The organism is Paraconexibacter algicola (assembly GCF_003044185.1).
Lineage (GTDB): Bacteria > Actinomycetota > Thermoleophilia > Solirubrobacterales > Solirubrobacteraceae > Paraconexibacter > Paraconexibacter algicola.
Genome location: NZ_PYYB01000001.1, coordinates 2,270,134 through 2,283,058, shown reverse-complemented (window position 1 = coordinate 2,283,058; position 12,925 = coordinate 2,270,134). Strand labels below are relative to the sequence as shown.

The following is a 12,925-nucleotide window of genomic DNA, read 5'->3' as shown; positions in this document are numbered from 1 at the left end:
GCCCCGGCAGGCTCAGGTGGTGATCACACCGTGATCCGGGACGCCGCGTCCAGCGGCCAGCGCACGCCGGTCAGCTCCTCCGACAGCGTCCACAGGCGCGCGGCGACGTCGGCGTCCTTGGCGGCGTCGGTGCGGCCGACGAGCTTCGGCGTGCCGCGCAGCTCGAACGGGCCGTTGGGGCCGACGTAGCTGTCGCCGGGGATGTCGGCGACGGCGGCGTGCACGGTGGGCAGGGCGCCGGCGGCGTCGTCCTGGGCGACGATGCGGTTGCCGATCGCCATCAGCGCGCCCTGCAGGCGGCTGCCGGTGTGGCCCTGCAGGTGGGTCGCGCTGTAGCCGGGGTGCGCGGCCGTCGCGATGACGGGCGAGCCCGCGGCGGCGAGGCGGCGCTGCAGCTCGCTGGTGAAGAGCAGGTTGGCGAGCTTCGACTGGCCGTAGGCGCGCCAGCGGTCGTAGCTGCCCGGCTCCTCCCAGTTGAGGTCGTCGAGGCGGATGCGCCCGGCGCGGTGGGCGGAGGAGGCGACGGAGACGACGCGGGCGGTCACGCGCGACAGCAGCAGGTTCGTCAGCGCGAAGTGCCCGAGGTGGTTGGTGCCGATCTGCATCTCGAAGCCGTCGGCGGTGCGCTGCTCGGGCAGCGCCATGACGCCGGCGTTGTTGACGAGGACGTCGATCGTGTCGCCGTCCCCGAAGCCCTCGGCGAACGCGCGGACGGAGGCGAGGTCGGCGAGGTCGAGCCGGCGGACCTCGGTCGAGCCGGGGAGGGTGTCGGCGACGGCCTGCCCCTTGGCGACGTCGCGGACGGCGAGGACGACGTGCGCGCCGGCGGCGGCGAGGTGGCGGGCGGCGGTGGCGCCGATGCCGCTGCTGGCGCCGGTGACGACGATGGTGCGGCCGGACTGGTCGGGGAGATTGGCGGAGAGCCAGGAGGAGGTGGACATGCCGCCAATGTAGCCACTGCAAACAATGGTGTCAATGACAACTTCAGGGCTCCGCGCGGTAAACTGCCCGGCGTGGCGACCCGCCCCTACCACCACGGCAACCTCCGCGAGGAGCTGCTCGACCGCGCGCTCGACACGGTGCGCGACCGCGGGGTCGCCGCGCTGTCGCTGCGCGAGGTCGCCCGTGACGCCGGGGTCAGCCACGCCGCCCCGCGCCGCCACTTCCCCGACCGGCAGGCGCTGCTCGACGGCCTCGCCCAGCGCGGCTTCGAGCGCCTCCGCACGACGCTCGAGGCGGCCGCCGGCGACGGCCGCGGCCCCTACGCGGCGCGGCTGGAGCGGGTCGCCCAGGCGTACGTCGGGTTCGCCGTGCGCGACGCCGCGCTGCTCGAGCTGATGTTCGCGGCGAAGAAGCTCGACCCCGACGGCCCGCTGCACGAGGCCGCCGAGCAGGCGTTCGCGGTGATGCTCGAGCTGCTCGCCGAGGGCCGGGTCGACGGGGAGCTCGCGGGCGCGGTCGACGACGCGGTCGCCGTGCTGTTCCCGCTCCTGCACGGGCTCGCGTCGCTCGCCGGGGCCGGGATGCTGGAGACCGACGACCTCGACGCCACCGTCGCCACCGCGCTGCGCGGCGCGCTGACCGGGCTGCGGCCGCGATGACCGTCGCCGTCGCCGACGCCTTCCGGGACTGGCTGGCCTGCGCGGTCGCCGGGACCGACAGCCGCGCCGTCCGCGCCGCAGCCGCGACCGCGGACGACGTCACCGTGCTCGGCACCGCCGGGCACGTCCTGGACTTCGACGACACCTACGGGCCCGGCCTCGCGCACCTGAGCGCCGCCGTCGCCCCCGCCGCGCTGGCGCTCGCCGCACAGCAGGACGCGCCGGTCGGCGCGCTGCTCGACGCGTACGCCGCCGGGGTCGAGGCGATGGCCGCGCTGACCGCGGCGTCGCACCCGGCGCTCTACGACGGCGGCTGGCACCCCACCGCGGTCGGCGGCGTGCTCGGCGCCGCCGTCGCGGCCGCGGCCCTGCTGGGCGCCGACGCGCGCGCCGCCGGCGCCCTGGCGCTGCTGCGCGCGGGCGGGCTGCGGGCCGCGTTCGGCAGCGACGGCAAGGCGCTGCAGGTCGGGCTCGCCGCCGCCGACGGGGTCCGCGCCGCGCAGCTCGCCGCCGCGGGCGCGACGGTCGGCGCGAGCGCGGTCGAGCGCGGCGCCGCGGGCTTCGAGGAGGCGTTCGGCGCGACCTTCGCGAGCACCGCCGAGAGCGAGCGGCCCAGCGCCTTCGACGAGCTGTGGATCAAGGCGTACCCGTGCTGCCTGCAGACCCACGGGGCGATCGAGTGCGCGGTCGAGGCGGCGGGCCGCGGGGTGACGCTCGCGGGCCCGCGGCTGCGGACCGTGACGATCGTCGTGCACCCGGTGTCGCGCCGGGCGGCGGCGCTCGACGACGTCACCGACGGCCTGGCGGCGAAGTTCTCCATCCCGTACTGCACGGCGTTCGCGCTGCGCCACGGCCGCGCGCCCGCGCGGCTCGAGGACTTCGCGGTCGTCGACGGCGGCGTGCGCGCGGACGCCCGGCGGGTGCGCGTCGTCACCGACGAGACGCTGCTGCAGTCCGAGGCGGTGCTCGTGCACGAGACCGCGAGCGGGGAGATCGAGGTCGCGCGCGTGGAGGCGGCGCTCGGCTCGCCGCAGCAGCCGATGAGCGGCGAGCAGCTGGGCGAGAAGGTCCGGGCGCTGACCGGCGCGCGGCTGGACGGCCTGCTCGACGACCCCGCACGCCCGGCGACGGACGTGCTCGCGGTCGTGCTCGACGCCGCGGCGCAGGCGGGCGCGGGCCCCCGCGGCGCCGCCGCCCCGGTCCCGTCGTGAGCGGGGCGCACGCCGACGCGGGGGCCCGCGGCGCGGTCCAGCGGCGCGTGCTGCGGGTGCTGCTGCTCGCCCAGGTCCTGGCGGGGGCGGGCCTCGCCGCCGGGATCACCGTCGGGGCGCTGCTGGCGGAGGACATGCTCGGGACCACGAGTGCCGCCGGGGTCCCCGCCGCGCTGCTGACCGGGGGTGCGGCGGCCGCCGCGCTGCTCGTCGCGCGGCTGTCGGACCGGTCCGGTCGGCGGCCCGGTCTCGCCGCCGGCTACGCGGTCGGTGCGGTCGGCGCCGCGGGCGTGGTGGTCGCGGCGGCGATCGACCACGTGCCGCTGCTGTTCGTCGCGCTCGTGCTCTACGGGTCCGGGTCCGCGACGAACCTCCAGGCCCGCTACGCCGGGGCCGACCTCGCCGACCCCGAGCGGCGCGGCCGCGCGGTGAGCACGGTGCTCGTCGCGACGACGCTCGGCGCCGTGATCGGACCGAACCTCGTCGAGCCGACCGGCAGCCTCGCCCGCGAGCTCGGCATCCGGGAGCTCGCGGGCCCGTTCCTGCTGGCGGGCAGCGCGTACGCGCTCGCCGCCGTGGCCGTCGCCGTGCTGCTGCGTCCCGACCCGCTGCTGACCGCCCGCGCCTGGGCGGCCGAGGAGCCCGCCGCGCCGCCGACGGCCGCAGCGCCGACCGCGACCGACGCCGCCGCCGCGCGGGCCGCCGACGCGCAGGCGCAGGAGGCGACTGCGACCCTGCGCCTCGCCGCGGCGGGCATGATCGTCACGCAGCTCGTGATGGTCGCGGTGATGACGATGACGCCGGTCCACATGCGCGACCACGGCCACGGGGTCGGCGCGGCGGGCTTCGTCATCTCGCTGCACGTCGCGGCGATGTTCCTCCCCTCCCCCCTCACCGGCCAGCTCGTCGACCGGGTCGGGCGCCGGCCGGTGCTCGCCGCGGGGTCGGGGACGCTCGTGCTCGCCGGGGGCGTCGCGGCGCTCGCCCCGGCGGACTCGGTCGGGATCCTCGCGGTCGCGCTGGTGCTGCTGGGCCTGGGATGGAACCTCGGGCTCGTCGCGGGCACGGCGCTGGTGACCGATGCGGTGCCGCTCGCGGAACGCGCGCGGACGCAGGGCCGGGTCGATCTCGGGGTCGCGCTCGCCGGGGCGACGGGCGGGATGGGCAGCGGCTTCGTCGTCGCCGCCACCGACTACGTCGGCCTGGCGCTGCTCGGCGGCGTGCTGGCGCTGTGCCTGCTGCCGGCGCTGCTCGTCGCGCGCGGGCCCACGGTCACGCGGGCCGCGGTCTGACGGCGGCGACTCAGCGGGCGGCGCGACCCTCGGCGGTCTCCCCCGCGAGGTGCAGCAGCAGGCGGTCGAGCGCCGGGTCGAAGTCGCCCATCGGCAGGCAGCGCACGAGGCTGCCGAGCCGCACGAGCAGCGCGACGCGCGACGGGCCACCGCCGGCGTAGAGGGCGTGCATCGCGGCGTGCAGGCGCGGGTCGTCGGTCGTGCCGCACAGCAGGACGAGGTCGGGGCGGAGCTCGCGCGCCTCGGGCAGCACGTCCTCGAGCGTGACGAGCGGGCCCGCGACGATCACGTCGTCGCAGCGCACGCAGCGGCGCAGGACGGCGACGGGCAGGTCGTCCTCGCCGGCGACGAGCACGGTGCTGCGCGGGCGCAGCAGACCGTCCTCGGTGCGCCGCCAGGTGCGCTCGGGCCAGGGGTGCGGATCGTGGGAGAGGAACGACACTGCGCGCCCTCGTACCCGCTCGGGGGTGACCGCAATCCCAGGCGTGCCGACGTCCCGTCACCGTCCGTTCAGATCTCCCGCCTACCGTCCGATCCATGGACCCCCTCCGCCCGGCGCGCCGCTCGCCCGCTCCCGCGCTCGTCCTCGTCTGCGTCGTGCTGGCCGGCTGCGCGGGCCAGGACCGGCGCCCCGGGAACGGCGCCGCGGACGCCGCGCCCGTCGTGGTCGCGCCGCGGGACGACCGCACGATCGCGCCGGCGAGCACCGCCGTCCCGGTTCCCACGCCGGTGCCCGCCCCCGCCTCGGCCTGGCCGATGGCCGGTCACGACCCGGCGCACAGCGGCTCGGCGCCCGTGACGGGTCCGCAGACGGGACGGGTGCGCTGGCGCCGGCGGCTGGAGGGCGCGGCCGTCCCGGGCCCGGTCCTCGCGGCCGACGGGTCGGTGCTCGCCGCCTCCAACGCCGGGGTCCTGCACGCGCTCGACCCCGCCACCGGCCGGGACCGCTGGACGTTCGACGGTCAGGGCTCCTACGGGATCGACCTGTCGACGAGCCCACTCGTGCTCGGGGACGACCTGATCCTGTGGCCGGGCCCGCAGAACACCCTGTTCGCGCTCGACGCGGAGGGCCGCGAGCGCTGGCGGGTGCAGTTCGGCGCGATGGTGCTCTCCCCGGTCCGCGGTCCTGGCCGGTCGGTGTACGTCGCCGACATGGGCGGGGAACTGCGGGCCCTGGAGGTCACGACGGCCGCGGTGCGCGAGCGCTGGCGCCTGCGCCTGGGGTCCGGCCCGTCGTACGGGAGTCCGGCGGTCGGCCCCGACGGGACGGTCTACGGGACCGCCGCGAACGATCTCGTCGCGGTGCGCGACGAGACGCGCAGCGGGCGCGTGCGCTGGCGCGTGCGGACCGGCGATCTGGTCGAGGTGTCCCCGGCGGTCGGGCCGGACGGCACGGTCGTGATCGGCTCCAACGACCCGTACCAGTACGGCGTGTCGCGCGAGGGCCGTGTTCGCTGGCGCGTACGCCGCGGCGCCCTGACGTACTCCTCTCCCGCGGTGACGCGCGCCGGGCAGGCGCTGTGGGGCGATCATCGGGGCCGGACCACCGTCGTCGACGTCCGCACCGGGCGGGTGGTGGCCCGCTACGTGGGCCTGGCGCGCAGCGCCCGACTGCGCGCGGTCGGGGTCTGGACGATGCCGGTGACCGACCGGGACGGTCGCGTCTACGTCGGCACGCGCCCCGGCCACGTGTACGGCTTCGCCCGGACGGGCCGCCTGCTGTTCGACGTCGACACCGGCGCGAGCGTGGAGTCCTACCCCGCCCTGGGGAGCGACGGGGCCCTGTACGTCGGGTCGGAGTCCGGGGAGGTGTGGGCGATCGCCGACCGCTGAGCTGCGTCAGGCCTGGCTGGCGATCTGGATGAGGTTGCCGCAGGTGTCGTCGAACACCGCGATCGTGACCGGGCCCGCCTGCGTCGGCTCCTGCGTGAACTCGACCCCGAGGCCGACGAGCCGCTCGTGCTCGGCGTGGACGTCGTCGACGCCGAACGACGTGTACGGGATGCCGTCCTCCCGGAGCGCCTGACGGAACGGCCCGACGGCCGGGTGGTCGGCGGGCTCGAGCAGCAGCTCGACGCCGTCCTGCTCGCCCGGGCCGACGACGGTCAGCCAGGAGAAGTCCCCCATCGGCACGTCGTGCTTGGTGACGAACCCGAGGACCTCCGTGTAGAAGGCGTGCGCCTTGCGCTGGTCGTCGACGAAGACGTTGGTGACCGTGATCCGCATGGAGCGCCGATCATGCACCATGCCGGGCATGGATCCCACCGATGTCCTCGCGGTGCTCGCGGCCGCCTTCGGGGTCGGCATGGGCGCGAGCCCGCTGCTGCAGGCGCGCCGGGTCCACGAGCGACGGTCCGCGCAGGACGTGAGCCTCGGGTTCCTCGCCGTGCTGTTCTGCGGCGGGATCGCCTGGCTGAGCTACGGGGTCGCGCTCGGGAACGCGGCGCTGATCGTCGCCAACGCGGTCGGCCTGTGCGGCAGCGGGACCGCGATCCTCGTGGCGCTGCGCTACCGCCGGCCGGTCACGGCGGCGCAGGCTCGCGGCTAGACGGCGAGGATCTCCTCGACGGTCCGCGGCCGGCCGACGCCGAAGCCCTGCGCGAAGTCGACGCCCTGCCGGCGCAGGAAGCGGGCGGAGCGGTCGTCCACCACGGACTCGGCGATCGTCTGCTTGCCCATCCCGGTCGCCATGTCGACGACGGCGGCGACGACGAGCCGGTCGGTCTCGTCGTCGAGGCAGTCGCGGATGAACTCGCCGTCGATCTTCAGGTAGTCGAACGGCAGGTGCTTGAGGTAGTAGAAGGAGCCGAAGCCCGCCCCGAAGTCGTCCAGCGCGAAGCGGCAGCCGAGCGCCTGCAGCCGCTCGGCGAACCGCCGGGCCGCCGCCATGTTCGCGATCGCCGCCGTCTCGGTGATCTCGAAGATCAGGCTGGAGGCGGGGACGCCCGTCTCGTGCAGCCGCCGCTCGACGAGGGCGAGCAACCGGTCCTCGGTGAGCGACTTGCCGGAGAGGTTCACCTCGAGCACGAGCTCCTGACCGGCGGCCCGGTGCCGGGCGATGAGGTCGATCGCGCGGCCGACGACCCAGCGGTCGAGCTCCTGGACGAGGTCGAACTGCTCGGCGGCCTCGAGGAACTCGCCGGGGAGGATCCGTCCGCGCTCGTCGTCGCGCATGCGCACGAGCAGCTCGTGCTGGCGGACCTCGGAGGTCCGCAGGTCGAGGATAGGCTGCGCGTCGAGCACGAACCGCCCCTCGTCCAGCGCGTCCCGCAGGCGCTGCACCCAGTCCAGGCGGGTCTTCATGCGCGGCTGCGGGGCGTCGTCGGCGGCGTAGTGCGCCCAGCGGTCGCGGCCGTTCTCCTTCGCCTCGTACATCGCGAGGTCGGCACGCACGAGCGCCTGCTCGCCGGACAGCAGCGGATCGAGCAGCGCGATGCCGAGGCTGCAGGTCACGCCGCGCGCGGCCCCGGACACCGTCGCCTCGATGTCGCGGACGATCGCGGAGGCGACCACCTCGGCCTCCTCGCGGTCGGCGGTGGGCAGGAGGACTCCGAACTCGTCGCCTCCCAGGCGCGCGACGACGTCGCCGTCGGCGAGGCGGTTGCGCAGCGTGGCGGCGACCGCGGTGATCAGCCGGTCGCCCGCGTAGTGGCCGCGGGTGTCGTTGACGAGCTTGAAGTGGTCGAGGTCGAGAACCATCAGCGCGCCCGTCCCGCGGACGACGGCCGCCGCGACCTCCTCCTCGAACCGCCGGCGGTTCAGCAGCCCGGTGAGCGGGTCGTGGTCGGCCTGGTGGCGCAGCCGCTGCTCTGCGTCGCGCCGCTGCGTGATGTCCTGGACCTGGCGGAGCATCGCGGTCGGGCAGCCCTCGGCGTCGCGGATGACCGTGCCGTGCAGGGTCACCCAGATCGGGTGGCCGTCGAGGTGCAGGTAGCGCTTCTCGAGCTGGTAGACGCGCTGCTCACCGGCGAGTGCGCGCTCGATGGCGCGGATGCTCGCGGCGACGTCGTCAGGGTGCGTGATCGAGTGCACGGTCCGGCCCAGCAGGTCCTCCTCGCTGCGACCGAGCAGCTGGCACAGCGCCCGGTTCACCTCGACGTACCGACCGTCGAGGTCGACGATCGCCATGCCGATCGGGGCCCCGTGGAACGCGCCGCGGAACCGTTCCTCGGCGGCCCGGCGGCCCTCCTGCGCCTGCTTCGTGTCGGTGATGTCGAGCGTCACGCCGGCGAGCCCGACGATCGCCCCATCGTCGTCACGGACCGGGAACTTCGTGACCAGGAACGTGTGGTCGGTGCCGTCGGCGTGCGGGGCGACCTGCTCGTGGCGGATCACGCGGCCCTCGTGCAGCACGATGCGCTCGTGGGCGCGTAGCGACCGGGCGACCTCCGGGGGAACGAGGTCGTCGAGGGTCCGGCCGACGAGCTCGCGTCCGGCCGGGTCGACCATCCGGGCGGCGGTGTCGTTGGCGAAGACGAAGCGGTCCTCGCGGTCTCGGAAGTAGATCGCCGCGGGCGCGTTGGCGAGCAGCGCGCGGGCCTGTGCGCCGGAGAGCAGCGCCTGCTCCCCGGCGTCACGGGCGACCGTGAGCGCCCCGCGGAGCCGCAGCGCCTGGATGACGGCGACGCCGACGGCGGCCAGGAGGACGAGCTCCATGGTCTGGTGCACGTCGACGACGTGGACGAGCAGCCAGGCCGCCACGAGGAGGCCGAGCGCGAGCGCGACCGGTCGGGCGCGCGGGGGGAGGGTGCGGGTCATGGGCTGCGCGGCGGCGCCGGGGGAACCTTGGCCGTGCCCCCTTCTACGGCGCGGCGGGCGCCCGGTGAGATCGCACATTCGTCCGTCCGTCCCGCGCCAGGACGAACGGCAGCCCGCGGGTGAGCGGTCCGGTGGCGATCGCGGACATGGCGAGCATCCGGCCGTCGGGGAGCTGGCGCAGCTCGTCGCGCACGTGCCGCCAGGGCAGCGGCGCGTCGGGCGGGTAGGTGACGAGCAGGACCGGGCGGCCGTCGATCGCCGACGGGGCGAGGGTCGCGGTCATCGGCTGGTGCTCGCGGTGGCCGTCGTCGACGAGGTTGATGCCGCTGCCGTGGGCGTCGAACCGCTTGCCCCACCACCGCGGCAGGCCCAGCGCGCCGACGCCGCGCGGCGCGACGGCGCGCAGCACGGCCGGGCCGACGAACGTCGCCCGCCAGTCGCCCTCGAGGCTCGCGACGTCCGGGGCGGGCAGGACCGCCCAGCGGCGGGCGAGCGCCGCGAGGCCCGCGGGCAGGTCGTCCTGCACCGGTGCGGGCGTCGCCCCGCCGTGCGTCTCCGGGGAGCCGAAGCGCGCGGCGAACCGCTCGGCCAGCGCGGTGATCGTCAGCGACGGGTTGACGCCGACGTCGGCGGGGATCACCGACGCGTCGGCGACGTAGAGGCCGGGATGGCCGAAGACCTCGTGGCGCTCGTCGACGACCCCGTGGTCGGCGTCCGGGCCGATGACCGCGCCGCCGAGCACGTGCGCGGTGAACGAGCGGCCCGCGATCGACTCGACGGTGAGGTTCAGCGGCGTGCCGCCCGAGGCCTGCGCGAACGCGCGCGTGGCGTCGTTGGCGACCGGCAGGTAGCTCGGCGCCGCCGGGCCGCTGCCGGGGGCGGAGCGCAGCACGCGCCGCCACGGCCGCACCGGGGAGCGCGCCCAGCGCAGCCGCAGGTCCCCCTCCCCCGACTGCATGACGGTCAGGGCGGTGAAGCGCGCCTCGAAGTCGCGAGCCAGCACGGTGCGCAGGTGGGTGACCGGGTGGCGGACGATCCGCCGCAGCGTCTCGCGCGCGCGGGCGCGCGGGTCCTCCCCGTCGACGAGCGGCCCGTAGGAGAGCCGCAGCAGCGTGCCGCCGCCGACGTAGCGGTTCTGCGTGATGTGCGTGCGCCCGTCGGGGTGGAAGTCGGTGCTGATCGACGGCCCGCGGGTCAGGGACGGGGAGCCCGGCGGCTGCAGGATCCCGGTGACCGCCTCGCTGTTCGTGCGCACGTGCGCGCCCAGGCGCGGGCCGATCCGGGGCAGCGTGCCGAGCTCGTCGCGGCAGCGCAGCAGCAGCTCCATCGTGCCCAGGACGCCGGCGCTGACGACGACGCGCTCGGCGAGCACGTCGGGCCGGTGCCGGGCGCGGCCGCGCGCGAACGGGTCGCTGCAGCGCAGCGCGTAGCCGCCGTCGGGGAGCGGGACGATCGCGTCGACGCGGGTGCGCTCCTGGATCCGCGCGCCGGCGCGCTGGGCGAGGTGCAGGTAGTTGCGGTCCAGCGAGTTCTTCGCGCCGTACGGGCAGCCCGCCAGGCAGCCGCCGCACAGCCGGCAGCTCGTGCGCGGCGGGCCGGCGCCGTCGAAGAACGGGTCGTCGGTCGTGACGCCCGGACGGTCCCCGTAGTAGATGGCGGCGGGCACGCGGCCGAACGTGTCCTGCGCGCCCATCGCGGTGGCGGCGGCGAGCAGGTGGTCGTCCTGGGCGGACAGCGCCCGGGCCGGCGTCTCGGTGACGCCGAGCATCCGGCGCGCGGTGGCGTAGTGCTCGGCGAGCTCCTCGCGCCAGGCGGTCCCGGCGGGCCAGGCGGGGTCGTCGAAGAACGCGTCCCCGGGCTCGAGCATCACGGCGCCCCAGACGATCGAGCCGCCGCCGACGCCGCTCGCGCCGATGATCCCCATGTGCCCGAAGACCCGCTGCCAGAAGAAGCCGCGGGCCCCGAGCTCCGGCCCCCACAGGTAGTCGCGCAGGCTCATGCGGGCGGCGAGCAGATCGGCGTCGGTGTGGCGGCGGCCCTGCTCGAGCACGGTGACCGACCAGCCCTGCTCGGCGAGGCGCAGCGCGCTGACCGCGCCGCCGAACCCGGAGCCGATGACCGCGACGGAACCGGGGTGTGGGCGCAGCGGGGCGGTCATGCCCGTGACCCTACGTCAGCGCGCGCTGGCGCTGCGGTAGCGGCTGACGGCCAGCGGAGCGAAGACCGCGAGGATCGCCAGCGACCAGGCGATGGCGCCGAGCACGCTGCCCGACGGGTCGCCGAGCCACAGGTGGCGGATGGCGTCGACCATCACGGTGAACGGGTTGACGTCGGCGAACGCCTGCAGGCCCGCGGGCATCGAGTCGGTCGGCACGAACGCGGAGCTGATGAAGGTCAGCGGGAAGACCGCGAGGAAGCCGAGGCTGTTGGCGGCCTCCGGGGTGGAGACGATCGTGCCGAGCAGCGCGAACACCCAGCTGAACGCGTAGCCGAAGAGGATCAGCAGGGCGAAGCCGCCGAGGATCTCCACGACGCTCGCGTCGAAGCCGAACCCGAGGACCAGGCCGGTGGCGACGAGCACGAGCAGCGAGATCGTGTTCGTGACCATGTCGGCCGCGGTCCGGCCGGCGAGCACGGCGGCGCGGCTCATCGGCAGTGAGCGGAAGCGGTCGACGAGCCCCTTGTTGAGGTCCTCGCAGAGCCCGAGCGCGGTGATGAACCCGCCGAACGCGATGTTCTGGACGATGATCCCGGGCAGCAGGAAGTCGACGTAGTCGTAGCCGGGCGTGGTGATCGCGCCGCCGAACACGTAGACGAACAGCAGGACGAACATCACCGGCTGGACGGTGAAGGCGATGATCAGGTCCGGGGTGCGCGGCAGCCGGACGAGGTTGCGCTCGGCGATGACGAGCGTGTCGGAGATGTGGCGGGTCATGCGGGGATCTCCTCGCGGGTCGTGGTCCGGGGTGCGGTGGGCCCGTCCGGGCCGCCGGTGGGGGTCGGGTCGGTCGTCGCGGCCGCCGCGGCGGTCTCGGCCGGCTTGCCGGTGAGCGTCAGGAAGACGTCGTCGAGCGTCGGCTTCGTGGTGGCGACGTCGGCGACCCCGACGCCCTGCGCGTCGAGCGCGCGGACGACCGCGACGGTCGCTCCCTCGGCCAGCCGGGGCACGACGCGCACGAGGTCGCCGTCGGCGCTGACGGGCTCGTCGCTGAGCGGTTGCAGCGCGCGCGTGGCGTTGCCCGCGTGGCCGGCGTCGGTGAGGCGGACCTCGACGCGCTCGCCACCGACGCGGCGCTTGAGCTCGTCGGCGGTGCCGTCGGCGATCACGTGGCCGTGGTCGATCACCGCGATGTGGTCGGCGAGACGGTCGGCCTCCTCCAGGTACTGGGTGGTGAGCAGCACGGTGGTGCCCTCGGCGACGAGCTCCTCGATGGCCGCCCAGAGGTCGAGCCGGCTGCGCGGGTCGAGGCCGGTGGTCGGCTCGTCGAGGAACAGCACGGCGGGACGCGCGACGAGCGCGGCGGCGAGGTCGAGCCGTCGGCGCATGCCGCCGCTGTAGTCCTTGGCCGCCTTCGCCGCCGCGTCGGTGAGGCTGAACCGCTCGAGCAGCTCGTCGGCGCGCCGCTTGGCGGCGGCGCGCCTCTCGCCGTAGAGGCGGCCGACCATCGTGAGGTTCTCGCGGCCGGTGAGCGCCTCGTCGACCGCCGCGTACTGGCCGGCGAGCCCGATCGTGCGGCGCAGCTCGTCGGCCTGGGTGACGACGTCGAGGCCGGCGACGCGCGCGGTCCCGCCGTCAGGCCGCATGAGGGTCGCGAGGATCCGGACGGTCGTGGTCTTGCCGGCGCCGTTGGGCCCGAGGACGCCGAGGACGGTGCCCGGGCGCGCCTCGAGGTCGACGCCGCGGAGCGCGTGCGTGTCCCCGAAGGACTTGATCAGCCCGTGGACGCTGATCGCTGGAGTGGAGGTCATGCGGGCCAGCCTAGGACCGCTTGTGGCCTGGTTCTGTCCTAGTTCGTGGCGTCACGGAATCTTCACGGGCGGGGTGGGCGGCGCGACACACCTC

At 75.7% G+C, this 12,925-nt stretch carries 12 protein-coding genes; 5 read left to right on the top strand and 7 right to left on the bottom strand.

Annotated features, from left to right (window positions below):
• Positions 1-23: 23 nt before the first annotated feature.
• A complete protein-coding gene (locus tag C7Y72_RS10735) occupies positions 24-941 on the bottom strand; it encodes an oxidoreductase (RefSeq protein ID WP_107568730.1) in 918 nt (305 codons plus the stop codon).
• 72 nt (positions 942-1,013) lie between these two features.
• Here C7Y72_RS10735 and C7Y72_RS10730 point away from each other — a divergent pair, with 72 nt between their 5' ends.
• The 3 genes from C7Y72_RS10730 to C7Y72_RS10720 are packed head-to-tail and all read left to right on the top strand — an operon-like array spanning position 1,014 to position 4,104.
• A complete protein-coding gene (locus tag C7Y72_RS10730; RefSeq protein WP_107568729.1) occupies positions 1,014-1,601 on the top strand; it encodes a TetR/AcrR family transcriptional regulator in 588 nt (195 codons plus the stop codon).
• On the top strand, positions 1,598-2,812 hold the full coding sequence (locus C7Y72_RS10725) for an MmgE/PrpD family protein (protein WP_107568728.1): 1,215 nt from the start codon (positions 1,598-1,600) through the stop codon (positions 2,810-2,812). The genes C7Y72_RS10730 and C7Y72_RS10725 overlap by 4 nt, the downstream gene beginning before the upstream one ends.
• Positions 2,809-4,104 carry an MFS transporter gene (locus C7Y72_RS10720; RefSeq protein ID WP_107568727.1) on the top strand — a complete coding sequence of 432 codons (1,296 nt, stop codon included), beginning with the start codon at positions 2,809-2,811 and terminating at the stop codon, positions 4,102-4,104. Before C7Y72_RS10725 ends, C7Y72_RS10720 begins: the two co-directional genes overlap by 4 nt.
• Before the next feature lie 10 nt (positions 4,105-4,114).
• Here the strand turns inward: C7Y72_RS10720 and C7Y72_RS10715 are convergent, their stop codons facing one another.
• Positions 4,115-4,546, bottom strand: a complete 432-nt coding sequence (locus tag C7Y72_RS10715; RefSeq protein ID WP_107568726.1) for a hypothetical protein — start codon at positions 4,544-4,546, stop codon at positions 4,115-4,117.
• Between the two features lie 95 nt (positions 4,547-4,641).
• Between C7Y72_RS10715 and C7Y72_RS10710 the strand changes: the two genes are divergently transcribed.
• On the top strand, positions 4,642-5,937 hold the full coding sequence (locus C7Y72_RS10710; protein ID WP_107568725.1) for an outer membrane protein assembly factor BamB: 1,296 nt from the start codon (positions 4,642-4,644) through the stop codon (positions 5,935-5,937).
• A 6-nt stretch (positions 5,938-5,943) separates the two neighbouring features.
• Here C7Y72_RS10710 and C7Y72_RS10705 read toward each other — a convergent pair whose 3' ends face one another.
• On the bottom strand, positions 5,944-6,330 hold the full coding sequence (locus C7Y72_RS10705; RefSeq protein ID WP_107568724.1) for a VOC family protein: 387 nt from the start codon (positions 6,328-6,330) through the stop codon (positions 5,944-5,946).
• A gap of 28 nt (positions 6,331-6,358) precedes the next feature.
• Between C7Y72_RS10705 and C7Y72_RS10700 the strand changes: the two genes are divergently transcribed.
• A complete protein-coding gene (locus C7Y72_RS10700; protein ID WP_158276795.1) occupies positions 6,359-6,652 on the top strand; it encodes a SemiSWEET family sugar transporter in 294 nt (97 codons plus the stop codon).
• On the opposite strand, the gene C7Y72_RS10695 is transcribed toward C7Y72_RS10700, so the two are convergent.
• The 4 genes from C7Y72_RS10695 to C7Y72_RS10680 are packed head-to-tail and all read right to left on the bottom strand — an operon-like array spanning position 6,649 to position 12,831.
• Positions 6,649-8,862: a putative bifunctional diguanylate cyclase/phosphodiesterase gene (locus C7Y72_RS10695; RefSeq protein WP_107568722.1), complete on the bottom strand. Its 2,214-nt coding sequence runs from the start codon at positions 8,860-8,862 to the stop codon at positions 6,649-6,651. The two genes, C7Y72_RS10700 and C7Y72_RS10695, sit on opposite strands and share 4 nt — an antisense overlap.
• 43 nt (positions 8,863-8,905) lie before the next feature.
• The gene (locus tag C7Y72_RS10690) at positions 8,906-11,020 is read right to left on the bottom strand and encodes a GMC oxidoreductase (RefSeq protein ID WP_107568721.1); all 2,115 of its coding nucleotides are present in this window, start codon (positions 11,018-11,020) and stop codon (positions 8,906-8,908) included.
• 15 nt (positions 11,021-11,035) lie between these two features.
• Positions 11,036-11,797 (bottom strand): ABC transporter permease, encoded by a 762-nt coding sequence (locus tag C7Y72_RS10685; RefSeq protein ID WP_107568720.1) that lies wholly within the window; start codon positions 11,795-11,797, stop codon positions 11,036-11,038.
• Complete coding sequence (locus tag C7Y72_RS10680; protein ID WP_107568719.1) at positions 11,794-12,831, bottom strand: ATP-binding cassette domain-containing protein; 1,038 nt, start codon at positions 12,829-12,831, stop codon at positions 11,794-11,796. The genes C7Y72_RS10685 and C7Y72_RS10680 overlap by 4 nt, the downstream gene beginning before the upstream one ends.
• Positions 12,832-12,925: the final 94 nt, after the last annotated feature.